This is a genomic window from Brevibacillus sp. TJ4 (genome assembly GCF_044627595.2).
GTDB lineage: Bacteria > Bacillota > Bacilli > Brevibacillales > Brevibacillaceae > Brevibacillus.
In genome coordinates this window covers 1,525,934-1,549,254 of sequence record NZ_CP185865.1, presented here as the reverse complement: position 1 = coordinate 1,549,254, position 23,321 = coordinate 1,525,934, and the positions used below count along the sequence as shown (strand labels likewise).

Genomic DNA, 23,321 nt, shown 5'->3' with positions numbered 1-23,321 from the left:
TCTTCCTTTACTCAACGGAGAAGATGAACGGGTACAGCGGTTGACCGCCGTTTTGGATCTCCACTTCCACATCCGGGAATGCGTCCGTCACGGCCTGCTCCAGCGCCTCAGCCTGTTCCTCTGTCGCTCCCTCGCCGAGGTAAAAGGTGACGATTTCCGTATCCTCGTCGACCAGATGCATCAGCAGCGTGGTCGCAGACGCGAGAAGGTCTGATCCAGATGTGACAATTTCCTTTTCGGCAATTCCGATGTAGTCTCCTTCTTTGATCTCCACATCGCCCATACGCGTATCGCGCACGGCATGGGTGACCAGTCCCGTCTTCACCTGTGCAATCGCTCTGCCCATGACCGATTCGTTCGCTTGCGGCTCGACATCTGCGCGGAAAGCGACCAGTGCCGCCATCCCCTGCGGAATACTTTTGCTGGAAATCACGCTGACAGGCACTTCGGAAAGCTCGGCCGCCTGCTGGGCCGCCATAATGATGTTGCTGTTGTTCGGGAGGATGATGACATGCTCTGCATGAAGCTCAGCGATTGCCTTCAGAAAATCCTCCGTACTCGGATTCATCGTCTGGCCGCCCTCGATCACCACGTCGACACCCATGCTGCGGAAAATTTCGGCAATGCCATCCCCGGCGGCTACGGCGATCAAGCCGTAAGGAAGCGCTGCCAATTCTTGCCTGTCTGCAGGCTCCTGCGGCTGTGGCTGCTCTTTTGCTTCTTCCGCCTTCAGGATGTTGGCGTGCTGCTCGCGCATGTTTTCGATCTTGATGCGGTGCAGGCTGCCGAACTGCTGGGCGTACTGCATGACGCTGCCCGGGTGTTCAGCATGGATATGTACTTTGACGACATCGTCATCGGATATCACCAGGAGAGAGTCCCCCATCGTGTCCAGGTGATTGCGGAACAACACTTCGGAAAACGGCTTTTTGTTCGGCTCCGTGCTATTGCTGAGCCAGACCATAAACTCCGTGCAGTATCCGTAGCGAATGTCTTCTGTCTTCATATGTATTTGTGCATTGTGCTGCTCCTGCACCAGCCGCTCCAGGTCTACTTGTGCGGCCTGCTTGTCCCCTTCTCGCACGGCTTCATCTACTGTCTCGCCTTGCAGGGCGCGCAAAAAGCCTTCGTAGATGTAGAGAAGACCTTGACCGCCCGAGTCGACCACGCCGACTTCCTTGAGGACGGGCAACATCTCAGGCGTTCGCAGCAGCGTCTCCTGTGCCTGCTCATACGTTTTTTCCATGACGAATACGAGATCGTCCGACGAGCGGGAAGCACGGACAGCCATCTCTGCCGCCTCACGCGCCACGGTCAGGATCGTCCCCTCGACCGGCTTCATCACCGCCTGATAGGCAGAATCGACCCCCGCTTTCAGCGCATCGGCAAACTGCCGCGTGTTCACTTCCTCTTTGCCGCTGACAGACTTGCCAAAGCCACGGAACAGTTGTGACAAGATAACGCCCGAATTCCCCCGTGCGCCCATGAGCAATCCCTTGCCCAGGGCGGCAGCCGCATCAGCGATGCTGGGAGATTCTCTGCGCATCAGCTCTTCCACACCGGATGTGAGCGTCAAATTCATATTCGTCCCCGTATCGCCATCCGGTACGGGGAATACGTTTAATCCATCTACTACTTTGACGTTTCGGGACAGAAGACTTGCGCCCAAGTAAACCATCCTGCTAAACAGCACGCCATCCAGACGTGTATGTACCACTTATGTTCCTCCTTACGTATCTCTGTCTGTACGGACTCCCTGTACGAAAATGTTCACAGCAGTGACATCAATCCCCACCGTTTGCTCCAGGGTATACCGGACCCGACGCTGGACATTACCGGCGACCTCAGAAATTTTCACGCCATAGCTGACGATGATATGCATGTCCAAATGAACTTCGCCATTCTGATTGTGCACGACGACCCCTTTGCTGAGGTTGTCGCGTTTGAGAAGTTCAGCAATCCCGTCTTTCAACGCTTTTCGGGAAGCCATTCCGACCAGGCCAAACACTTCCATGGCCGCGCCTCCTGCAACTCGCGCAATTACTTCTTCTGTAACGTCAATTTTACCAAGAGGTGTGCTTAATTCTACTGCCATGCAAGAACTCCTCCTTTGTTCAACGGCTTGGCCGTTTTCGATACTCGAAAACCATGCTTCCCCCAATTCTACACTAACCGATACGAGAAATGAAGGGTTTTTGTCGACTGTCACACGATCATAAAGAGCAAGGCTTTTCCATATGTCAAGTATTGCAATTGACAGTCATCCTATGCTACTATAAGCAAGTATTTGTATTTCCCATCTGAGGAAATCCCGTTTAGATGCCACAAGGGAGGTGGATCGTAATGTCACGTCGCTGCTATGTAACAGGTCGTTCTGGTAAAGCTGGAAACGCTCGCTCCCACTCCATGCGCGCAACTCGCCGCACCTGGGGTGTTAACGTACAAAAAGTGCGCATTCTTGTAAATGGAAAACCGAAGCGCGTTTATGTAAGTACCCGAGCACTGAAATCCGGACTGGTAACTCGCGTATAGTGTTGCCAGAAGCGCGAAAAAAAGCACCCATCGAGGTGCTTTTTTGCTTTCTTCCGACGCTACATCCTGGAGGAGGCCCGCCGTCATTTTTTCTTGTTGAATGCCTCTATGACGGCGCGAATCATGCCACCCAGGAACTTCGGCAACTTGATGGTGTAGAACCGCATGTGACCCCTCCTCACCGAAATTACTTGCCATGATACAAATACCAGCCCGCCCCCATGAGCGCCAGTGATAACAGGCTATACCAAACCCACGGAGGTGCCATGTACAAAAAAATGGTGACTCCTCCGACAGCCGATGCAACACCGAGAACACGTCGCAAGGCGCCCCCCTGTCGCAGGCGAAAGGAGCGCAATCCCATTTGTACGCACCTCCTTTAAGGTGTTCTCCCAAACGTGCATATTACATCATATTCTGCTGTCGGATAAACATGTATCCTGCTGTAAAAATTGTGGGGGATTCCGACAAAAAAACAACGTCCGTTATAATTCCGAAACAACAGACAAAAGAAAAACAGGCAACTAGACCGTTGCCTGAATACAATATGCCGTATCGTTTGTAAAAATGCAGGTCCGCCCCGGAAAATGCTCACGCCAGGCGGCGGTTTTTCAACAACAGCAGTTGCGGAGCGCTGGCCAGCACCATGGTGAGGACAACTCCCGTAATAATCATTTCGGGAATCAGGTACGTAATGTTGTACAGGAAAGAATACACCGCTACAGGTGTGCCCTCCGGAGCAAATTCTCCGAACCAGATGACACCTGAGGCAAAGTGGCACACAAACCGGCCCAGTACCCCGATGAGCAGGCTGCCCCAGATCGCCCGGACGCGGCTTGCCCTGTTTTCAAAACGGGAAATGGCGATCACGCCGGACAAGCCCAATGCCGCAAACGCCAGCGGGTAATCGAGCAAAAGCTGAACCGGATGGACGACATAGCCTCCGAAGAAAAGCTGCAAAAGTCCAACAACAGCCCCTGTCACGATTCCCGCCATGATCCCGCGGCGAACGGCGATCAGCGCGATCGGCACCATTACCAGGGACACAGAGCCGCCCTGCGGCATTTGAAACAGCTTGATTTCACTAAATATGAGTGCAATAGCAGCCATCATTGCCATCTCCAGCAATGTTAGCAGTCGTTGTCGAGACACGACAATCACTCCCCTCAAAGTTTGCTGCTCTGATTCTACCCCGAGCAGTGGCAACTGTCAAAAAGGAAAAGGCGATTTGCTGAACGCACGGTTCGATGCCAGACCCCATTTGTCAAATCGCATGGCGCTGGCAAGGAATGGACAGGTCCGAGGTACGATTGTCTTGCCTGCCTCTGCTTCCCCGGAGTTGATAAACGAGTGAAATTATCGTATTGTTTTCCATATACAAAATGTTCGGATCAGATGGATTTGGAGCCTAGCGAAAAAGGAGGGTATCCGGATGAAAAAAAGAGCATTGCTGTCGTTATCAAAAGGGATCGGATACTCGACCGCTGTATTCTTTGATCAAACCATTTACGGGATAGGTCTGTCCAAAATCGGAAAAACAAGCGACTTTTATCCGTTCGATGGTTTGCTCTAACGCAGGATACAGTGGAACCAACACCACGGGTCGCTTTCCTGTGGTTGCATAGGCCGGAATGTACACCACAAGGGCTCTGTGGTGTTTTTTACGTTATTTAAAAAAGGAGATGAATGGCATGGAATTACAGGGTGAAAAAGTTGTCGTCAGACCAGTGGATGAATCTGATGCATCAGGGCTGCTTGCTCTTGAGGTGAAAAACAGAGATTTTTTTCAAGGGTTTACAGGTTTACGGGATGAATCATTTTACACGCACCAGGGGCAATTGGAGCGAATCCGAACCATGCTGCAATTGTCCAGACAGGACAGCGCTTATTTATTTGTCATCTGTCTGAAAGAAACCGGGCACATCATCGGCGAAGTCATGTTGACTGAAGCTGTACGCGGAGATCTGCAAAGCTGCTGGATCGGGTACTTTTTGGATAAGGAGCATAACGGGAGGGGATATATGACCGAAGCGGTACGACTCGTCGTCCAGCATGCGTTTCAAGCAATGAAGTTTCACCGCATCGAAGCCGGCGTAATGCCGCATAACGAAGGGTCCATCAACGTTTTGCTCAAAGCGGGATTTCACAAAGAAGGCATCGCCAAGAAAAATGTCAGGATCAACGGACGATGGGAGGATCATCAAATCCTGGCTATCATCAATGAGGAAGACGAGGAAACGGCACGGTAACAGCAGGAGTAGACTTTCACATCCGGCCAAATCTAAGATCCATGTAAAAAACCCTCCGCATCGCATTTGTGCAATTGCGGAGGGATTCTTTCATCTTTTCTACCGTACTTTTTCCAGGAACCGTCTGGCCCGCTCGCTTTTGGGCTGGGAGAAAAACTGCTCTGGCGTCCCGTCCTCGACCAGCAGCCCTCCGTCGAGAAACAGGATGCGATCGGACACTTCCTCGGCAAACCGCATTTCATGGGTGACGATGACCATCGTCATGCCAGTGTGGGCCAGCCCCTTCATCACTTCCAGCACTTCCTTGACCATCTCCGGGTCGAGCGCAGAGGTAGGCTCGTCAAACAGCATGATCTCCGGTTCCATCACCAGCGAACGGGCGATGGCCACCCGCTGCTTTTGTCCGCCTGACAGACGGGACGGATACACATCGGCCTTGTCGGACAAGCCGACGCGCTGGAGCAGCTCCCGTGCCTTCTGTTCCGCCCGCTCTTTGCCCATACGCTTCACCTTGATCGGCGCGTAGGTCAGGTTGCCCAGCACGGTCATATGCGGGAAGAGGTGGAAATGCTGGAACACCATCCCGATATACTGCCGGATGCCCATTACATCGGCGTTGGGCGAGGTGATCTCTTTCCCGTTGATCACAATCGAGCCGCTCGTCGGCACTTCCAGCAAATTGATGCAGCGCAAAAGCGTCGACTTCCCGGAACCGGACGGCCCGATGACTGCCACGACTTCCCCTTTGCCGATCTGCACATCAATTCCTTTGAGCACTTCCAGTTGGCCGTATGATTTGGTCAGTTGCTTGATCTCAATCACTGCGTCTCATCCTCCTCTCCACGATCCGCGCTACCCAGGTCAAAAGCATGACCATGACGTAGTACAGCGTACCGGCGATGATGTACGGCTCGAAGTAGCGGAAAATCGTCCCTTTGACGACGTTGGCGTTTTGCATGATGTCGGCAAGTCCGATCGTGGAGACGAGAGCAGATTCCTTCAAGAGCGCGATCGTCTCGTTGACCAGCGCCGGCAAGATGTTTTTCACGCCCTGCGGCAAGATGATGTCCAGCATCATCCGGCGGTACGGAACGCCAAGCGCTTTGGCTGCTTCCCACTGCCCTTTGTCCACGGCGAGAATACCGCCGCGAATCGTCTCGGAAATATAGGCCGCCGAGTTCAGGGTGAAGGTCAGCACGGCCGCTTCCAACTGGCTGATGTTGTAGCCCGTCAACTGCGGCGTGGCGAAGTAGACGAACGTCAGTTGCAGGATCAGCGGCGTCCCGCGGAATATTGAGGTGTAGGCGACAGCGAACCAATTCAGCGGCCCAAACCGGGAAATTTTAATCAACGCCAGGATGGAGCCCCAAATAAACCCCAAAATCACCGACAAAAACGTAACCTGTAACGTAACCTTTATCCCTTCCAAAATAAAAGGGATATAAGGCACGATTTGCGCAAAATCCAAATTCATGCCGTATCCCACCTTTTACAGCCGCACGAGGCCCGCTGCCGTTATTCTTGACCGAACCACTTGTTGATCAGCTTTTCCATCTCGCCGTTGTTTTGCATCTCTTCGATGACGCGATTGAACTCCTCGGTGAGCGGAGAGCCTTTCGGGAAGGCGATGGCCGAACCGTTCGCTTCATCGCTTTCAATCGTGCTGAATTGCAATTCGGGGTTGCTTTCGACGAAGCCTTTGGCTACCGTGTCTTCGATGATCGCTGCATCGACACGACCCGTTTTCACCTCTTCGACGATCTCCCCGATCTTGTTCAGCGAAGTGATTTGCAAGCCAGTCACGGTTTTCGCCATTTCCTTCGCAGCGGTTTCCTGAATAGAGCCGAGCTGCACAGCTACTTTTTTGCCGCTCAAATCTTCCGGTTTGTCCAACTGGCTGTCCTTTTTTGCGACGATCGTGTTTTTCGCTTCGTAGTAGATGATCGAGAAATCTGCGTTTTGCTGGCGATCTGGCGTAGGCGTCATCCCTGCCATGACAAAATCGGCGCGGTTCGTCTGCAGCGCCGGTACGAGCCCGTCGAAGTTCATGTCTGTCACCTGCAGCTCGTAGCCCAGTTCATTGGCGATATAGTTGGCGATGTCAATATCGAAGCCGACGATCTCATCCTTGCCGCTCGAGAGGTCGTGGAATTCATACGGTTTATAGTCGGCAGACGTAGCCATGACCAGCGTTTTCTTTTCTGTATCCGGCTGTGCCTGCTCCTGCCCTCCTGCTTGATTGTTTGCCGGGGCTTGTCCTGTTCCCGAACCTGTACCGCAACCAGCTACAACCACTGCTGCCAGCAGCGAGGCAAAAGTAATAGAAAGAATGGATGACTTGCGTTTCATGGTGTACCTCCAACGAATGTAAAATATTTTGATCGACAATTAATATTTATACAATAAAATGTTACTTATAATCAATACCTTCGTATGTGGAAATATTGGATTGGGTTAGTATGCCCGTTTTTGCGAAGGAGACTTGCGTACTTTTTCACCCCTTTTTCGCTTGCATCTGCGATAATAACGGGGAAAAGAGGAAAATGGACATGAGGAGGACGTCATGGCGACGAAACAGTGGACACCTTATTTCAGGCAACAGCTTCCCGACTTTCTGGAAGAGCTGCGTACATGGGTCGAAATGGAGAGCCCGACGCACGACAAGGCGGCGGTAGACCGCTTGGGGGAAGTGATTGCCGCACGTTTTCGCAGTCTTGGCTGCCAGGTACAGGTAATCGAGCAGACTGCGTGCGGAAACCAACTGCGCATCGAGTACGGCCAGGGAGAGGAGCAAATCCTCGTGCTCGGCCATTTTGATACGGTCAAGGAAGTGGGCACGCTCCAGCGAGAGCCGTGGCGCATCGAAGACGGGCGACTGTACGGCCCTGGCACCTACGATATGAAGGCGGGCATCGCTTTTTGCTACTTCGCCCTGCGCGCGATCGTCGAGCAAGCCCTGCCGCTGAACTGCAAGCTGGTCTTTTTCTGGAATACGGATGAAGAGACCGGGAGCGAATCCTCCCATCACCTGATCGCAGCCGAAGCAAAACGGAGCAAGGCGGTGCTGGTGATCGAGCCCGCCGCCGGCAATGGTGCGGTAAAAACGAGCCGAAAAGGAGGCGGTGACTTCATCCTGCGGGCAGTCGGACGGGCTGCACACGCCGGAAACGACCACGCAGCGGGAGTAAACGCAATCGAGGAACTCGCCCACCACATCCTGACCATCCAGTCGTGGACCGATTACGAAAAAGGAACGACTCTGTCTGTCGGTACGATCAAAGGGGGAAGCGCCTCCAATGTCGTACCGGAATACGCCGAGGCGGTAATCGATGTACGCGTGCAAACAATGCAGGAGGCAGAGCGAATCGAGGGCTTGATGCGCCGGCTGAAGCCCGTGCTCACAGGCGCACAGCTCACGCTCGAAGGCAGTATCACAAAGCCGCCGATGGAGCGGACAGACGGAACTGAGGCGCTGTATACACTCGCCCGGCATCAGGCGCGGGAAGAAGGCTTCGAGCTGGCGGAAACAGGTGTCGGCGGAACGAGCGACGGGAATTTCGCAGCCGTGGCCGGTGCCCCTGTGCTCGACGGGCTGGGTCCTACAGGAGACGGCGCGCACGCCCCGCATGAACACATCCTGCTGGACGATGTCCCGCAAAGAATCGCCGTCTTGCTGCGGCTGTTCCTGGCTCTATAGCCTGGTCTTGCCTGTTCTGCTTCGCTCTCACGGATGAAACGCCATACTTTCACTGGCCCCAACATATACTGTCCGTAGCGAACGGAAAGGAGGAGCCTCCTCATGGAAATGGAAGCGAGCAGCAAGCAAATTGACAATCCCGTCGGTTTCTGGCGACGGTTGGGAGCCAGCTTGCTCGATGCCTTGATTATCGGTGTGCCGCTGGCCATCATCCTGTATCTCATCAACCTGAATTCCCAGAACAATCTCGTCTCGAACGTGGTCACTACGCTGTACTCGGTTTTGCTCCCTGCATTCTGGTCCGGCTATACCGTAGGAAAACGGATCGTCGGCATCCGGATCGTCAAGGTAAACGGAGAAGAAGTCGGGCTGGGCACGATGCTTTTGCGCGTGATTGTCGGAATGAGTCTGATCTATGGGATCACGCTGGGAATTGCTGCAATTGTCAGTGCCTTTATGGTCGTATTCCGCGAAGACAAGCGAGCCATCCACGATCTGATTGCAGGTACATACGTGACCTCGAACCGACCGTAAACGAAAGCACACATAAAAAAAGGAGGGCGTCGAAACCGACACCCTCCTTTTCATGTATCACTAGCCGCGAATCAGCGAGATCGCTTTCGCGCGGTCTGTTTGTCCGAAGACAGCGTTTCCTGCCACCAGCACTGTCGCTCCCGCTTCCTTGCACAGCTTGGCAGTCTGTTCATTGACGCCGCCGTCCACTTCGATCTCCACGTGACCCAGTCCGCGTTCGTCGAGCATGCGCCGCAGTTCCTTGATCTTCGGCAGCACATTGTGGATAAAGCTCTGTCCGCCGAAGCCCGGATTTACCGTCATCAGCAGAACCATATCCACATCTGGCAGTACCGATTCGATCGTCACCAGCGGCGTCGCCGGATTCAAGACGACCCCTGCCTTCACACCCTGCTCCTTGATCAGGTACAGCGTGCGATGCAGGTGGCGGCACGCTTCCTGATGAACGGTGATCAGGTCAGCGCCGCTTTTGGCAAACTGCGGAATGTAGCGATCCGGCTCCTCGATCATCAGATGTACGTCCAGCGGCAGCTTCGTCACCGGACGAATCGCATCGACGATCAGCGGCCCGATCGTAATATTGGGAACAAAATGTCCGTCCATCACATCGACGTGAATCCAGTCTGCTCCTCCCCGCTCCACTTCTTGAATTTCTTCCCCCAGACGGGCAAAGTCTGCTGACAGAATGGACGGTGCGATTTTTACCATGGTTTGTTCCTCCGTAGAAATTCTTTCAGTTCCTCGTGAAACTGCTTGTAGTGTGCATAGCGCTCCGCGGACAGCTCCCCGGCTTCCAGAGCATCGCGTACTGCGCAGGAAGGCTCGCTCATGTGCAGGCAGCCGCGAAACTTGCAGCCGTCGCTTAGCGCCGCGAAGTCACGGAACGATTCAGCCAGGTCAAGCTCGGTCATGTCGCCGAACTCCAGCGAGCTAAAGCCCGGTGTATCGGCCACATAGCCTCCGCCTTCCAGCGGTATCAGCTCGACATGGCGCGTCGTATGCTTGCCTCGACCCAGCTTTTCGCTCACGTCTCCGGTCTGCAAGCTGACACCGGGAAACAGTCGGTTGATCAAAGACGACTTGCCCACGCCCGACTGCCCGGCAAACACGCTGATTCGATCGCGCAAAAGCTCCCGCACTTCCGATATGCCGCGATCCTGCACGGTGGAAGTAGGAATGACCGTGTAGCCGATCGCTTCGTACTGTTTGACAATTTGCGCCACCTCTTCCTCGTCCGCCTGATCTGCCTTGGACAGTACGATCACGGAATCGATCCCGGCACGTTCGGTATGTACGAGGAATTTGTCCAAAAGCAGCGAGCTGAACATCGGCTTGTACATGGAAAAAACGAGAACCGCCTGATCGACATTGGAGATGGGCGGGCGCACCAGCTCACTGGTCCGCTCCCGCACCTCCATGACGTACCCTTCTTCTCCATTCGTTGGATCGTAGACTACCCAGTCTCCTACAAGCGGTGTAATCTTCGCACCCTTTTTCTTAAAGAGCCCGCGTGCGCGGCAAAAATACACATTTTCACCGTCCGCTACATAGTAAAACCCGCTTACTGCTTTTACGATCCTACCTTCTGGCATTCATGTCCCCCCACGCATTAGTACGAGCTGTTATATGAAATCGGAATGGTTTGATACTCGACATACTTGTCGTCCGGTCCTTTGTAAAACACGCGGACAACCGCATCCTTTTGCGGTGAAAGCACGACCGGCACATTGTACTCCCGACTCTCGGCAAGCGTCTCTTCAAAAGCGACCTGACCATCTCCGCGGGCGTCGGACACCTCGATCCTGATGTCGACCGTCTCTGTGTCCAATACTTCCACGTATACCGGCACTGTGCCTGATTTGGCCTCGCGCGGATACAAGCCATTGCTGATCGTGACCGGAATCGCGAGCCCTTTTTGCACATCCATGCCCGGATCATACGGGTGGGTAGACAGCACGATTCCCGCTCGCTCTGTCGCATAGGTCGGTTCTTCGGTAATGTCCCCGATATCCAGTCCGACCTTCAACAACTCCAGCCGGGCGACCTCCAGCGACTTGTTGCGTATATCCGGCATCTTCACAAACCCTCTGCCTTTGCTAATTGTAACTTCCACTTCCTGTTTTCCTGGAAGGACCTGTTCATTCGGCGCCGGAGACTGGTCGATGATTTCGCCTGCTTCGGCTTCGTCATCCTCTTTCTCCACAAACTTCACATTTTCCATCAAAAAGCCATTCTGCCTCAGCGTGGTTTCCGCAGCCGAGCGCGACAGCGAGATCAGATTCGGCATAGAGATCGGCGTTTGTCCCTTGCTGACGTACAAGGTGACGGCGGCATTTTCCTTCAACCGCATGGGCGGCGCAGGGTCCTGCCTGATGACGATGCCCTCCTCGATCGTGTCGCTCGCTTCCTCGACAATGTTGGCGACCAGCTTGGCCTCCTCAATCTTTTGCTGCGCCTGTTCGACCTCGGTCCCTTCCACATGTGGGACAGCTACCTCGGGAACTGACGGGAAGAGATTGAGTACCAGGTTAAAGCCGAGGAAGCCGAGGACTACGAACAGCCCGATCCCGCCTGTCCAGAACAGCGCCTTCATCCACCACGGTCGCGGCGGCTTTGCCGAATCCTCTTCTTCGTCCTCTTCCTCGTCTGTCCTGCGGATGCCGCTCCCACTCCCGCTACGGATTTGACCGTGCTTTTCCAGCATCTCCTGGGTGATGAGCGGCACCACTCTGGTCTGCTCCTCGTCGACCGGAAAAAACAGCTTTGGTTCGTTCAAGCGCTCCGGGAACAGGCATGTCTCCAGATCATCGAGCATCTCTTTCGCTGAAGCATAGCGCAGAAACGGGTCTTTGACCAATGCTTTCAAAATGATATTTTCCACACTTTGCGGGATACCCGGCCGAATCTGGCGTGGTTCGGGCAGCGGCTCCTGCAAATGTTTCAAAGCGACAGAGATCGGGGAGTCCCCGGAAAAAGGCAATTGGCCCGTCACCATCTCATAGAGCACAATTCCGAGTGAATAAATATCCGATTTTTCCCCGGTCACGCCGCCTCTTGCCTGTTCGGGCGAGAAGTAGTGGACAGAGCCCAGCATCGCATTGGTATGGGTAATCGTGGCCGAAGTAACCGCTCTGGCGATACCGAAATCAGTCACCTTTACCCTGCCGTTTTTACCAATCAGAATATTGTGCGGCTTTATGTCTCTATGAATTATCTGGTTTTGGTGGGCGTGATCCAGCGCGTCGCAAATCTGCTGGGCGATGCGGATCGCTTCTTCGATTGGCAATGCCCCGTGCTGTACGATCATTTCTTTCAACGTGGAGCCTTCCACATACTCCATCACCATGTAATGCGTGTCGCCCTCTTGTCCTACATCGTATACCCCGACTACATTGGGGTGTGAAAGACTGGCGACAGCCTGCGCTTCCCTTCTGAAGCGATTGACAAAGTCTTCGTCAGTGCCGTATTGCGAACGCAGCACCTTGATGGCGACCATGCGGTTCAAAATCAGGTCCTTTGCCTTGTATACAATCGCCATGCCGCCTCCGCCGATCCGGTTCTCTACCTGGTAGCGCCCACCCAGTCGTAAACCTTCCATCTCGCTCACCCCTCATTCTGACTGGCATCAGGTATATTGCGAACAGCAAGAAGCGTAATATTGTCCTCTCCACCGGCGGCCAACGCCTCTTCCACAAGCCCGTCGACCTGTGCTTGCAATGGTACCTTTCTCTCTAGCCATTCTTCCATTACTGAATGTTGCACTTTGTCGCTCAATCCATCCGAACAGATGAGCACAACATCGTCTTTTGTCCACTCGAATTGTCCGATGTCGATCAAAACGTCCGGCTCGGTTCCCAGCGAACGCATGATGACATTGCGGTATTGGTGGACCGATGCTTCTTCCTCGGTAATCTGTCCGCTCTTGACCAGTTCGTTGACGAGCGAGTGATCCTCTGTCTTCACCTTAAGATCGCCGTCGCGGTAATGGTACAGGCGGCTGTCGCCGATGTGGGCTGTCACGACGCTCGTCGGCCCGAGCAGGGCAGCGACGACCGTCGTTCCCATGCCGTTACATTCCGGATGCTCCTGGGCGTACTCATACACTTCCCGATTGGCGAGCAGGACAGCCTGCATCAGTTGTTCGCGTACATCGATGTCTTCGAGATTTTGATCCAAATGACGCAGTTCTTTTACGATTCGCTCAACGGCGAGCCGGCTGGCGATCTCCCCAGCCTTGTGTCCGCCCATGCCGTCGGCGAGGACAGCCAGCACACGTCCGTTCAGGTCGGATACGTAGGCGTAATCCTCGTTTACCTGACGAACGTGGCCGACATGCGATTTCAATGCGTATTCCATGGTTTCACATCACCCCACGGTTTCTTTAGCGTGCTGTGCCCGCAGTTGGCCGCATGCAGCGGCAATGTCGCTGCCATGCTCCCGTCTGATCGTCACATTGATGCCCTTCTCCTCCAAAATTCGCTTGAAGCGGAAAATGTCGTTGCGAGGTGTACGCACGTAGTCGCGCTCCGGCACGTAGTTGACAGGAATCAGGTTGACGTGGCAAAGCATGCCGTCAATGAGTTCGGCCAGCTCTTCAGCGTGCTCCGGCTGGTCGTTTTTGCCTCCGAACAAACCGTACTCAAAACTGATCCGGCGTCCGGTCTTGTTGATGTAGTAGCGACATGCCTCCATCAAGTCCTTGAGCGGGAAGCCCCTGTTGATCGGCATCAGCTTGCTGCGCAGCTCCGTATTGGGTGCGTGCAAGGAAATAGCCAGGTTGACCTGTCCGCCTTTGTCCGCGAACTCGTAAATCTTCGGCACAATGCCGCTGGTCGATACGGTGATGTGCCTTGCCCCGATGTTGAGGCCGCGATTGTCGTTGATGATGGACAAGAAGCCCATCAGGCTGTCAAAGTTCTCAAACGGCTCGCCGATGCCCATGACCACGACATGGCTGACCCGCTCCCCTTCTGCATCCAGTTTGCGCTGCGCCATCAGCACCTGGGAGACGATTTCGCCAGCGTCCAGATTGCGTTTTAGCCCGCCCAGCGTAGACGCGCAAAACGTACAGCCGATGCGGCAGCCCACCTGGGTCGTTACACAAATGCTGTTTCCGTAGTTATGGCGCATGATCACCGTCTCGATCGCGTGACCGTCGACGAGCTGAAACAGGAACTTGATCGTTCCATCCTGCGATTGCTGCACGGTAATTTCCTTGAGCGGGTCCATGCGGAAATGCTCGGCCAGCTTGTGCCGCAGTTCTTTGGACAAATTGCTCATTTCGTCAAAGGACTGGACGCGCTTGACGTACAGCCAGTCAAAAATTTGCTGTGCCCGAAACGCCTTGTCCCCGGTCTCAACCAGCCATGCTTTCAGTTCATCCTGCGTCAGATTGTAGATGAGCGGCTTGGCGCTCGTGAATGTATGTAATGGCATGTTGTTTTTTCACATCCTCGAAAGTCAATGCACTGCATTGTCATTTTATCATTTTACCCTGCAAGCCGTCTTGCTTCAAACGGTTTTCCCATCCAGCCCAGCAAATACGTCACTTTACCTAGTGTAAACCAAACGGCCAAAAGACAAACAAAAGGCAAACAAGGAGCAGCACGTTCCTGCATCCTTACGTGCCACCCCTTGTTTTCGCGTAAGCAATTGCGATTCGATTTGGCTGTATACAAGTCGGTAAAACCGGGTCAAGAGACCTGCCTACCTGCGTTTTAACCTGGCAATGAAAAAGCCGTCGCTGTCGAAGTGATGAGGCAAAATTTGCAGGCATCCGCGGTCGTCGAGGAGTTTTCCCGCCGCCTCTGGCAAATCGTCGCCAAGCGTATCATCGATGGCGAATTCCGGATGCTCCTTGACAAAGCGCTGCACGATCTGCTGATTCTCCGCAGGCTCGGTCGTGCAGGTGCTGTACACCAGACGTCCATCTGCTGCCAGCATACCGGACATGCCCACGAGCAGTTGATACTGCAGTTTGGCGATCTCTTTTATGTCATCGGCCGTCTTGTTCCATTTCAGATCGGGCTTGCGGCGAATGACCCCAAAACCTGTGCAGGGCGCATCGAGCAAGATCCGGTCAAACGTCCCCAGATTTTTTCTCGGCAAATCCAGCGCATCGCCGACAATCGGCTCGATAATCGTCAAACCGAGGCGGGACGCAGCGTTGGCGATCAGCTCGCGCTTGTGCGGATGGACGTCGTTGGCGACGATCTCTCCTCTGTTTTCCATGCGTTCCGCCAGATGGGTCGTCTTCCCCCCTGGCGCAGCACACGCGTCGAGGACACGCATTCCCGGCTTCGGCCCGACTGCCAGACCGACCAGCATCGAGCTTTCATCCTGCACCGTACAATACCCCTGGCGAAACAGCTCGCTCTGTGCAGGATTTCCTCCCGCCAGCAGGATGCCGTCCGGACTCAGCGCAGAAGGCTGGGCTACTTTGCCCTCTTCCCGGAGCCTGGTCAAAAGCTCCTCGCGCGTCGCTTTCAGCCGATTCACGCGGATGGCTGGATGCGGCGGCATGTTGTTTGCCTCGCACATCGCGCGCGTCGTCTCTTCCCCGTACACCTGAAGCCAGTGGCGGACGAGCCATTCCGGATGCGAGTGGGTCACGGAAATTTGCGTGGCAGCGTCTCCCTCCGGCATGCGCTCCCACACGTCCGGATTGCGCAGGACGTTGCGCAAAACGCCGTTGACCATGGAGGAGATGCCTTGATGGCCGCGCCGCTTGGCAATCTCCACCGCCTCGTGGACGGCTGCCCGCTCGGGAACCCTGTCCAGAAAACGGATCTGGTACAGGCTCAGCCGCAGCAGATTGCGGACCCACGGCTGGACCTTTTTCTTGCCGACAAAATGGGACAGGACAAAATCCAGCGTCAGCCTGCGCTGAATCGTGCCGTACACGAGCTCGGTCACCAGTCCGGCGTCTTGCGGGCTCAATTCGGCTGCATCCAGTACATGGCGCAGTTCGAGATTGCTGTATGAATGATGCTCATCCACCCTGTTCAGCACATCGAGGGCGATGTCGCGCGCTTTCTTTTTTGCCACGGACTATTCTCCTACCTTCGTACCGATTTCAATCTGGCTGCCTGCTCCGCGCAAAAAGTCATACGCGCTCATCCGTTTCTTTCCTTCCGGCTGCAGCTCGGTGATTTTGACGGCTCCGCTGCCGCAGGCGACGAGCAGCCCGTCCTCTTCCTTGCCGATAATCGTGCCGGGAGCCTGGCCTGCATCATGCCAAGGGAGCTTTTCTACCCACCAGACTTTCCACACCTTGCCCTGGCAGGTCGTAAATGCGACCGGCCACGGATTCAGGCCGCGCACCTGGTTGTAGATTTGTTCAGCGGTGCGGCTCCAATCGATCCGCTCGTCTGTCCGCTTGATGTTGGGAGCAAACGTCGCCTGCTCGTGATCTTGCGGCTCCGGCACGATTTCTGCGGCCAGCAGCTTGGGCAGCGTCTCCGTCAACAGGCGGGAGCCCGCCGCTGCCAGCTTGTCGTGCAACGTGCCGACCGTATCCCGCTCTTCGATGGGGACCACCACTTTGGAGAGCATGTCCCCTGCATCCAGCGCCTCGACCATGTACATGATCGTCACGCCGGACTCCTTTTCCCCTTCCACAATGCATTTGTGGATCGGAGCGCCGCCCCGGTATTTGGGCAAAAGCGAGGCATGCACGTTGATGCAGCCATAGCGCGGGGCATCGAGCAAGCGCTTGGGCAAAATCTGTCCGTACGCGGCTGTTACGATCAAATCGGGAGCGAGGGAAAGCACCTCGTCCAACGACTCGTCCGCTCTGATCTTCTCCGGCTGCAGCACCGGAAGCCCATGACGCAAAGCCGCCTCCTTGACCGGCGGCGGCGTCATAACCTGCTTGCGTCCAACAGGGCGATCAGGCTGTGTGACCACGCCGACGACGTTGTAGCCTGCGGCAAGCAATGCTTCCAGACTGGCTACCGCGAAGTCGGGTGTCCCCATAAACAGTACGCGAATCTCTTTCAAGGGCTTATTCCCCTTCCTCATCCGGGCTTACTTGGTACACCTTGTCGGCGACATCGATGAACAGCACCCCGTTCAAGTGGTCGATTTCATGCTGGGCGCAGCGGGACAAAAGTCCGTTTGCCTCCAGCTCAATCTCGTTGCCGTTGCGGTCTTGGCCGCGCAGCTTGATCCATTCGTGACGGCGCACATCTCCGCGCAGGCCGGGGATGCTGAGGCAGCCTTCCGGATAGTCAAACTGTTCTCCTTCGAACGCGACGATCTCCGGGTTCACTACTTCGATCAGCCCGTCTCCGCAGTCCATCACGATGACGCGCTTGGAGATGCCGACCTGTGGCGCAGCCAACCCTACGCCATCGGCATCGTACATCGTCTCGGCCATGTCGTCGAGCAGCTTGTGCAGATTGGCGTTGAATTTGGTTACCACCATCGCCTTCTCCCGCAGGATCGGATCTGGATGTTTTACTATTGAGCGAATCGCCATGTCTCTCGTTATCCTCCCTAAAGCAGCACGTACGGATCAACATCAATTGTCATCAGCACTTTCTGCTGTTTGTTCCACTCTTCAAAGGCAGCCGTCGCTTGCGCAAGCAGCTCGGCCAGATTTGGTTCATCCCGATATTTTAGCATGATCTGAAAGCGAAATCTATCTTTTACCCGGGCGATCGGCGATGCGACAGGGCCGAGCAGGACGGTCGTCTCGGCAATTCGCTGCCGCAGGTGATCGCCTACGACGTGAGCGGCACGGACGACGATAGGCACCTCTTCGTGGCTGAACGTAATCAGCACCAGCCGAAAGTACGGCGGGTACCCGGTTCGCCGGCGCTGCATCATTTCTTCCCGATAAAAGGCCGGGTAGTCATGCCGGGTCGCGTGGACGATGCTGTAATGCTCGGGGGTGTACGTCTGGATGACGACATCCCCGGCCAGCTCATGCCGACCAGCACGTCCGCCCACCTGGGTCAGCAGTTGAAACGTCTTTTCCGCAGCGCGAAAATCAGGCAGGTGCAACGACGTGTCGGCGGCGATCACGCCGACCAGCGTGACGCGGGGAAAATCGAGTCCCTTGGCGATCATCTGCGTACCGAGCAGTACGTCCCCCTGCCCGCGGCGGAATTTGTCCAGCAGCTCCTCGTGGGAGCCTTTGCGCGAAGTCGTGTCCACGTCCATGCGAATGACGCGAATGCCGGGGAACAGCTTGGCCAGCTCCTCCTCCACCTTTTGCGTACCTGTGCCAAAAAAGCGGATATGCTCGCTTTGACATTCCGGACAGTGGGCCGGCTGCTGGATCGTGTATCCGCAGTAGTGACAGCGTGCCGTATGGTTGGTCTTGTGGTAGGTGAGGGAAATGTCGCAGTGCACGCAGCGCAGCGTATATCCGCAGGAGCGGCACATGACAAAGGTGGAAAAGCCCCGCCGATTGAGGAAGATGACCATTTGCTCCTGCTTGGCCAGCCTGTCGGCGATCAGCTCATGCAGCTTTCTGCTGAACATGGAACGGTTTTCAGCCTGCAATTCTTCCCGCATGTCGACGACGTGAACCTGCGGCATCGGGCGATTTCCTACCCGGTCCGGCATTTCCAGCAGCCCGTACCGTCCGCGCGTCGCCAGCGCGTACGTCTCCAGCGAAGGCGTAGCGCTTCCCATCAGCAGTACCGCGCCGTTTTCCTTGGCCCGCCACAAGGCTACCTCCCGGGCGTGATAGCGCGGCGTTTCTTCCTGCTTGTACGAGCTTTCATGCTCCTCGTCGATGACGATCAGGCCGACATTTTCAAACGGGGCAAAAATGGCGGAACGTGCGCCGACCACCACTTTTACCTGTCTGCGAATGATTTTGCGCCACTCGTCGTAACGCTCTCCCTGCGACAATGCGCTGTGCAAGACAGCGACATCCGCTCCGAAGCGCGATTTGAAGCGCTCCACCATCTGCGGCGTCAGGGAAATTTCCGGAACGAGAAAAATCGCTTCCCGTCCGCGCGCCAGCGTATGCTCGATCGCCTCCAGGTACACCTCGGTCTTGCCGCTGCCCGTCACCCCGTGCAGCAGATAGGAGGCATAGCTTTCCTGCTGAATCGAGTGCAAGATCGGCTCCAGCACTTCCTGCTGGCGCGGGGTAAAAGCAGGTTTTTCACTGGCTGCAAAGCGTCGCTGGGCGTACGGGTCGCGGTAGACTTCCACTTGTTCGACTGTGAGCAAGCCTTTGGCTTCCAGACTTTTCACCGTGGCCCGGCTGATCCCCCACTCCTGCTGGACAGTCTGCATCGAGACCGCTTGCTCGCCATGGCGAAGAAAGTGTGCAAGGCAGGCTTTCATCTGTTCGGCCCGCTTTGGCAGTGAGGCAATCGCCTCCTCGATCGCAGCGGGAGCCAGATGGCAGCTCACAAATGTCTGTTGTTTCTTGGTCACGCGATCCCGCACCTGGTACTCGGTGCTGAGCAGTCCGCTGCCAATCCAGCCCGGGACGAGCGTGTACTCGTCGGGAAACTGCTTTTCCACTTCACTGAGCGGCAGGTGACGCTTGCGCAACAGCTCCCAGAGCAGCGGCGAGCGTCCGCAGGATTGCTCATCCAACAGCTCTGTCGCCGTCAGCCATTTTTCCGCCTTTCCTTTCAGCACGGCGGGAATCATCGCCTGCACAGCGGTCACCCACGGGCACAAATACTGGCGGGACATCCATTCACCCAGCTTGAGCAGCTCCGGCGATAGCGGCGGCGTGTCATCCAGCACCTGTTCGACATCCCTGAGCCGGTCGGTTGCGCCGACTGACGTCTCGTCGAGCAGTACTACGACATACCCTTGGAGCTTGCGCGGGCCAAAGGGAACGATCACACGGCTGCCGGCACGGATCAACGGCTGCAAATAGTCGGGGACGCGGTAGTCAAAAGGCCGGTTGGTCCGATTCACCGGCACATCGACGATAATGCTGGCAATCATGTCAGGCTGGACAGCGGCTGATTCTGCTGCTTGCGAAGCACAGCGTCAAACAGTTTGTCCGCAACAGCCCGCTTGCTCAGCTTTTCAAGCGCCAGCTCTTCGCCATCGCGCGTCAGCAGTGTGACGATATTGGTGTCGCTGCCCATTCCCGCCCCTTCTGTCAGCACGTTGTTGGCTACGATCATGTCCAGGTTTTTGCGCTCCAGCTTGGCCTGTGCATGGCGGAGCACGTCCTGTGTCTCCGCGGCAAAGCCGACGACGAATTGCTTGTCCTTGCGCTCCCCGATCGTCTTGAGAATGTCAGGCGCTTTTTCCAGCTCGAGCACGAGCGGGCCGTCCCCTTTTTTCATTTTGTGCTCGTGCACCGTTTTCGGGCGGTAGTCGGACACGGCTGCAGCCTTGACGACAATATCGCTGGCAGGCAACTCCGCCATAACTGCGTCGAACATCTCCTGCACCGACTCTACCGCGATGAAGCGGACCCCCTCCGGACGCGGCAGCGTTGTCGGACCGCTGACGAGCACGACTTGCGCACCGCGATCCCGCGCTGCTTCGGCAATGGCATACCCCATCTTGCCGGAAGCGTGGTTGGTAATATAGCGCACCGGGTCAATCTTTTCCCGCGTCGGACCGGCGGTGACCAGCACCGTCCTGCCTTGCAAATCGTGGTTGCGACCGACCGTCTCGCCACCCGCTTCGGCAAAAAAGGCAGCGACCGCCTCGACAATTTCCTCCGGCTCCGCCAGCCGTCCCTTGCCGATCCAGCCACAAGCGAGCAGCCCTACACCCGGCTCGATAAAACGATACCCGTATTCGCCCAGGCGCTGCATATTGGCCAGGGTCGCCGGATGATCGTACATATTCACATTCATGGCAGGTGCAATCAGCACCGGTGCTTTGCTGGCCAGCACGGTTGCGGTCAGCATTTCGTCGGCGATGCCGTGTGCCATTTTGGCAATGATATTGGCGGTCGCAGGTGCCACGACAATCAGATCGGCCTTGTCTGCAAGCTCGATATGACTGATGACATGCGGATCGGGTTCATCAAAAATGTCTGCATGGACAGGCTGATGCGAAAGTGCCTGAAAGGTGACCGGCTGCACGAATTGCGTCGCGTTTTTGGTCATAACGACATGCACCTTGGCACCGGCCTGTGTCAGTTTGCTCGTCAGTGCCGCTGCCTTGTAGGCGGCAATTCCCCCCGACACGCCGAGCACAATCCGTTTTCCCTCTAGCGATTTCATCCTAAGCGCTCCTCTCCACGAGAGTGGTTCCATCCGAAAAAAACAACCTGCAGTGAGGTTGTTTTTCGTAGACATTACTCCTTATTTCTCGGGTCCAGGTATTCGTATACCAGTTCGTCGGAGATCATTTCCTCCAGCGCCAGGCCGACGAATTTTTTGGACTTGGGACGCACGACCTGCATCGGGCTGTTCTCGCGCAACTGGCGGGCGCGTTTGGAAGCTACCGTCACCAGGATGTATTTGCTCTCGGCTTTTTTCGTCAATTCATCAATCGATGGGTACAACATATTACGTAACCTCCTTCAGCCATTTCATGTATTTGTGGACCTGCCGATCTTTTTTCAGATGCTCCGCGGTAATGATCGCCTCGATGCGCTCGCATGCGCAGTCGATCTCATCGTTGACAACCACGTAGTCGTAATGGTCCATCAGCTCGATTTCGGAGCGCGCCACTTCCATCCGGCGGCGGATCACATCTTCCGTTTCTGTTCCGCGTCCGACGATCCGGTTTTCCAACTCTTCCAGATCAGGCGGCGCCAAAAACAAAAACGTCCCCTGGGGGAACTTCTTCTTTACTTGCAGGGCCCCCTGCACTTCGATCTCCAGGATCACATCGCGTCCGGCGTCGAGCATCGACTCTACGAAGGGGCGCGGAGTCCCGTAGTAATTCCCCACGTATTCTGCCCACTCGAGCAGTTCTTCCTGCTCGATCATGCGGCGGAATTCCTCTTTTGTCTTGAAAAAATAATTAACCCCTTCCACTTCTCCGGGACGAGGATTTCGCGTCGTCGCCGAAACCGAGTATACCAGATTCGGCATCCGCTCGCGAAGTGCCTTGCACACTGTTCCCTTGCCCACACCTGCTGGCCCGGAAAGAACCAAAAGGAGACCGCGATCAACCATGATTATGTGTCAACTCCCACTTATTCGTCCGATTCGTCATCTTTTGCTGTCAGCCGCTGCGCCACCGTCTCCGGCTGTACAGCAGACAAAATGACGTGATCGCTGTCGGTGATGATGACCGCGCGCGTACGGCGGCCATATGTCGCATCTACCAGCATGTTGCGATCACGCGCTTCCTGAATGATCCGTTTAATCGGGGCAGATTCAGGACTTACAATGGAAATTATCCGATTGGCATTTACGATATTGCCAAACCCAATATTAATCAGCTTAATTGCCATGCGGCCCAGTCCATCCTTTCATCCCTACTCGATGTTCTGAACTTGTTCTCTCATCTTTTCCAGTTCAGTCTTAATCTCGACGGCCAGATGCTGAATCTGCATATGGTTCGCCTTGGAGGCGATCGTGTTGGCTTCCCGGTTCATTTCCTGCAACAGAAAGTCCAGCTTGCGGCCAACTGCCTCTTCGTCTTCCAACTTCTGTGCGAACTGGTTGCAATGGCTTTGCAAACGTGTCAGTTCTTCGCTGATGTCGCTTTTTTCGGCAAACAGCGCGACTTCTTGCAGCATCCGCTGCGGCTCCAACTGGCTCGACAGCGAATCGGTCATTTCGGCAATTCGCTGCTGTAGCCGCTTGCGGTATTCTTCGCTCACCTGTGGTGCGAGATCGCGAATTTCGTCCACCCACTTGCCGATTTGCGCAAGCCGCTCGACTAAATCGAGGTGCAATTGCTTTCCCTCGGCGACTTTCATCGACAGCAAATCCTGTCCCGCCTGCCGGACCAGACTCAAAATCCACTCGTCTGTATCCTGACTGCGATCATCTGTCTGGCTGGTATGTACGACTCCTGGCATGAGCAGCAAATCCTTGACAGTCAAAGATGTATCCAGGGAAAATCGCTTGCTCATCTCCTGCGAAAGGTGCACATACTGCTGTGCGAGATTCCAGTCTACGGAGATTCCGGCTGTCGCTTGGGACTCGCCTTCGATGGTTACCGTGACCTCAGCACGCCCCCTCTTCACAAACGGGAGGACGGTTTTGCGCACCGGCTCTTCCAGCATGCTCCAGGCTTTGGGCAGGCGGACTACGATATCAGCGTACCGGTGATTGACAGCCCGGATTTCCACGGTAGCCCGTAGAGAGCCGTTTTCTTCCTCTTTCCGTCCATAACCTGTCATGCTACGTATCATCTTTTTCACTTCCGCAGACATAAAAATCGTTAATTTATTA

At 55.3% G+C, this 23,321-nt stretch carries 26 protein-coding genes and 1 pseudogene; 5 read left to right on the top strand and 22 right to left on the bottom strand.

Features of this window, described 5'->3' with window-relative positions:
- Positions 1–7 precede the first annotated feature (7 nt).
- Together ACAF76_RS07425 and ACAF76_RS07420 are read right to left on the bottom strand one after the other, a co-directional pair.
- Complete coding sequence (locus ACAF76_RS07425; RefSeq protein WP_400163293.1) at positions 8–1,717, bottom strand: DAK2 domain-containing protein; 1,710 nt, start codon at positions 1,715–1,717, stop codon at positions 8–10.
- A 12-nt stretch (positions 1,718–1,729) separates the two neighbouring features.
- Positions 1,730–2,095 carry an Asp23/Gls24 family envelope stress response protein gene (locus tag ACAF76_RS07420; RefSeq protein ID WP_400163292.1) on the bottom strand — a complete coding sequence of 122 codons (366 nt, stop codon included), beginning with the start codon at positions 2,093–2,095 and terminating at the stop codon, positions 1,730–1,732.
- Between the two features lie 248 nt (positions 2,096–2,343).
- On the opposite strand from ACAF76_RS07420, the gene rpmB reads away from it, so the two are divergent.
- The gene (rpmB, locus tag ACAF76_RS07415; RefSeq protein WP_400163291.1) at positions 2,344–2,532 is read left to right on the top strand and encodes a 50S ribosomal protein L28; all 189 of its coding nucleotides are present in this window, start codon (positions 2,344–2,346) and stop codon (positions 2,530–2,532) included.
- An 83-nt stretch (positions 2,533–2,615) separates the two neighbouring features.
- On the opposite strand, the gene spoVM is transcribed toward rpmB, so the two are convergent.
- The 3 genes from spoVM to thiT form a co-directional block, all read right to left on the bottom strand.
- Positions 2,616–2,699, bottom strand: coding sequence for a stage V sporulation protein SpoVM (gene spoVM, locus ACAF76_RS07410; RefSeq protein ID WP_023557299.1), 84 nt, complete (start codon positions 2,697–2,699; stop codon positions 2,616–2,618).
- Positions 2,700–2,719: 20 nt separating this feature from the next.
- A complete protein-coding gene (locus tag ACAF76_RS07405; RefSeq protein WP_400163290.1) occupies positions 2,720–2,896 on the bottom strand; it encodes a hypothetical protein in 177 nt (58 codons plus the stop codon).
- Between the two features lie 227 nt (positions 2,897–3,123).
- Positions 3,124–3,684, bottom strand: coding sequence for an energy-coupled thiamine transporter ThiT (gene thiT / locus ACAF76_RS07400; protein ID WP_400163289.1), 561 nt, complete (start codon positions 3,682–3,684; stop codon positions 3,124–3,126).
- Between the two features lie 280 nt (positions 3,685–3,964).
- On the opposite strand from thiT, the gene ACAF76_RS07395 reads away from it, so the two are divergent.
- Positions 3,965–4,105: a hypothetical protein gene (locus ACAF76_RS07395; RefSeq protein WP_400163288.1), complete on the top strand. Its 141-nt coding sequence runs from the start codon at positions 3,965–3,967 to the stop codon at positions 4,103–4,105.
- A 118-nt stretch (positions 4,106–4,223) separates the two neighbouring features.
- Positions 4,224–4,772, top strand: a pseudogene (locus ACAF76_RS07390) (GNAT family N-acetyltransferase); the annotation flags it as partial.
- A gap of 108 nt (positions 4,773–4,880) precedes the next feature.
- Here the strand turns inward: ACAF76_RS07390 and ACAF76_RS07385 are convergent.
- From ACAF76_RS07385 to ACAF76_RS07375, 3 genes are read right to left on the bottom strand one after another with little or no spacing between them, the layout of a single operon-like run.
- Positions 4,881–5,603, bottom strand: coding sequence for an amino acid ABC transporter ATP-binding protein (locus ACAF76_RS07385; protein WP_400163287.1), 723 nt, complete (start codon positions 5,601–5,603; stop codon positions 4,881–4,883).
- On the bottom strand, positions 5,596–6,255 hold the full coding sequence (locus tag ACAF76_RS07380; RefSeq protein ID WP_400163286.1) for an amino acid ABC transporter permease: 660 nt from the start codon (positions 6,253–6,255) through the stop codon (positions 5,596–5,598). The genes ACAF76_RS07385 and ACAF76_RS07380 overlap by 8 nt, the downstream gene beginning before the upstream one ends.
- 41 nt (positions 6,256–6,296) lie before the next feature.
- Positions 6,297–7,130 carry a transporter substrate-binding domain-containing protein gene (locus ACAF76_RS07375; protein ID WP_400163285.1) on the bottom strand — a complete coding sequence of 278 codons (834 nt, stop codon included), beginning with the start codon at positions 7,128–7,130 and terminating at the stop codon, positions 6,297–6,299.
- A gap of 214 nt (positions 7,131–7,344) precedes the next feature.
- Between ACAF76_RS07375 and ACAF76_RS07370 the strand changes: the two genes are divergently transcribed.
- Positions 7,345–8,478 carry a M20 family metallopeptidase gene (locus tag ACAF76_RS07370; RefSeq protein WP_400163284.1) on the top strand — a complete coding sequence of 378 codons (1,134 nt, stop codon included), beginning with the start codon at positions 7,345–7,347 and terminating at the stop codon, positions 8,476–8,478.
- Positions 8,479–8,586: 108 nt separating this feature from the next.
- On the top strand, positions 8,587–9,012 hold the full coding sequence (locus ACAF76_RS07365; RefSeq protein WP_400163432.1) for an RDD family protein: 426 nt from the start codon (positions 8,587–8,589) through the stop codon (positions 9,010–9,012).
- A gap of 60 nt (positions 9,013–9,072) precedes the next feature.
- Here the strand turns inward: ACAF76_RS07365 and rpe are convergent, their stop codons facing one another.
- The 14 genes from rpe to ACAF76_RS07295 form a co-directional block, all read right to left on the bottom strand.
- Positions 9,073–9,720 (bottom strand): ribulose-phosphate 3-epimerase, encoded by a 648-nt coding sequence (gene rpe, locus ACAF76_RS07360; protein WP_400163283.1) that lies wholly within the window; start codon positions 9,718–9,720, stop codon positions 9,073–9,075.
- Entirely contained in the window at positions 9,714–10,604 is an 891-nt protein-coding gene (gene rsgA / locus ACAF76_RS07355) for a ribosome small subunit-dependent GTPase A (RefSeq protein WP_400163282.1), read from the bottom strand. Before rsgA ends, rpe begins: the two co-directional genes overlap by 7 nt.
- A 17-nt stretch (positions 10,605–10,621) precedes the next feature.
- Positions 10,622–12,610, bottom strand: coding sequence for a Stk1 family PASTA domain-containing Ser/Thr kinase (pknB, locus tag ACAF76_RS07350; RefSeq protein WP_400163281.1), 1,989 nt, complete (start codon positions 12,608–12,610; stop codon positions 10,622–10,624).
- 5 nt (positions 12,611–12,615) lie between these two features.
- A complete protein-coding gene (locus ACAF76_RS07345; protein ID WP_400163280.1) occupies positions 12,616–13,368 on the bottom strand; it encodes a Stp1/IreP family PP2C-type Ser/Thr phosphatase in 753 nt (250 codons plus the stop codon).
- A gap of 9 nt (positions 13,369–13,377) precedes the next feature.
- A complete protein-coding gene (rlmN, locus tag ACAF76_RS07340) occupies positions 13,378–14,448 on the bottom strand; it encodes a 23S rRNA (adenine(2503)-C(2))-methyltransferase RlmN (RefSeq protein WP_400163279.1) in 1,071 nt (356 codons plus the stop codon).
- A 270-nt stretch (positions 14,449–14,718) separates the two neighbouring features.
- Positions 14,719–16,059 carry a 16S rRNA (cytosine(967)-C(5))-methyltransferase RsmB gene (gene rsmB, locus ACAF76_RS07335; protein ID WP_400163278.1) on the bottom strand — a complete coding sequence of 447 codons (1,341 nt, stop codon included), beginning with the start codon at positions 16,057–16,059 and terminating at the stop codon, positions 14,719–14,721.
- A 3-nt stretch (positions 16,060–16,062) separates the two neighbouring features.
- Positions 16,063–17,013, bottom strand: a complete 951-nt coding sequence (gene fmt / locus ACAF76_RS07330) for a methionyl-tRNA formyltransferase (RefSeq protein ID WP_400163277.1) — start codon at positions 17,011–17,013, stop codon at positions 16,063–16,065.
- Positions 17,014–17,017: 4 nt separating this feature from the next.
- The gene (def, locus tag ACAF76_RS07325) at positions 17,018–17,494 is read right to left on the bottom strand and encodes a peptide deformylase (protein WP_400163276.1); all 477 of its coding nucleotides are present in this window, start codon (positions 17,492–17,494) and stop codon (positions 17,018–17,020) included.
- A gap of 17 nt (positions 17,495–17,511) precedes the next feature.
- On the bottom strand, positions 17,512–19,944 hold the full coding sequence (priA, locus tag ACAF76_RS07320; RefSeq protein ID WP_400163275.1) for a primosomal protein N': 2,433 nt from the start codon (positions 19,942–19,944) through the stop codon (positions 17,512–17,514).
- Positions 19,941–21,188, bottom strand: a complete 1,248-nt coding sequence (coaBC, locus tag ACAF76_RS07315; RefSeq protein WP_400163274.1) for a bifunctional phosphopantothenoylcysteine decarboxylase/phosphopantothenate--cysteine ligase CoaBC — start codon at positions 21,186–21,188, stop codon at positions 19,941–19,943. The genes priA and coaBC overlap by 4 nt, the downstream gene beginning before the upstream one ends.
- A 74-nt stretch (positions 21,189–21,262) precedes the next feature.
- The gene (gene rpoZ / locus ACAF76_RS07310) at positions 21,263–21,475 is read right to left on the bottom strand and encodes a DNA-directed RNA polymerase subunit omega (protein ID WP_400163273.1); all 213 of its coding nucleotides are present in this window, start codon (positions 21,473–21,475) and stop codon (positions 21,263–21,265) included.
- Position 21,476: 1 nt separating this feature from the next.
- On the bottom strand, positions 21,477–22,091 hold the full coding sequence (gene gmk, locus ACAF76_RS07305) for a guanylate kinase (protein WP_400163272.1): 615 nt from the start codon (positions 22,089–22,091) through the stop codon (positions 21,477–21,479).
- A 20-nt stretch (positions 22,092–22,111) separates the two neighbouring features.
- Positions 22,112–22,372, bottom strand: coding sequence for an extracellular matrix/biofilm regulator RemA (gene remA / locus ACAF76_RS07300; protein ID WP_400163271.1), 261 nt, complete (start codon positions 22,370–22,372; stop codon positions 22,112–22,114).
- A 24-nt stretch (positions 22,373–22,396) separates the two neighbouring features.
- Complete coding sequence (locus ACAF76_RS07295) at positions 22,397–23,281, bottom strand: YicC/YloC family endoribonuclease (protein WP_400163270.1); 885 nt, start codon at positions 23,279–23,281, stop codon at positions 22,397–22,399.
- Positions 23,282–23,321: the final 40 nt, after the last annotated feature.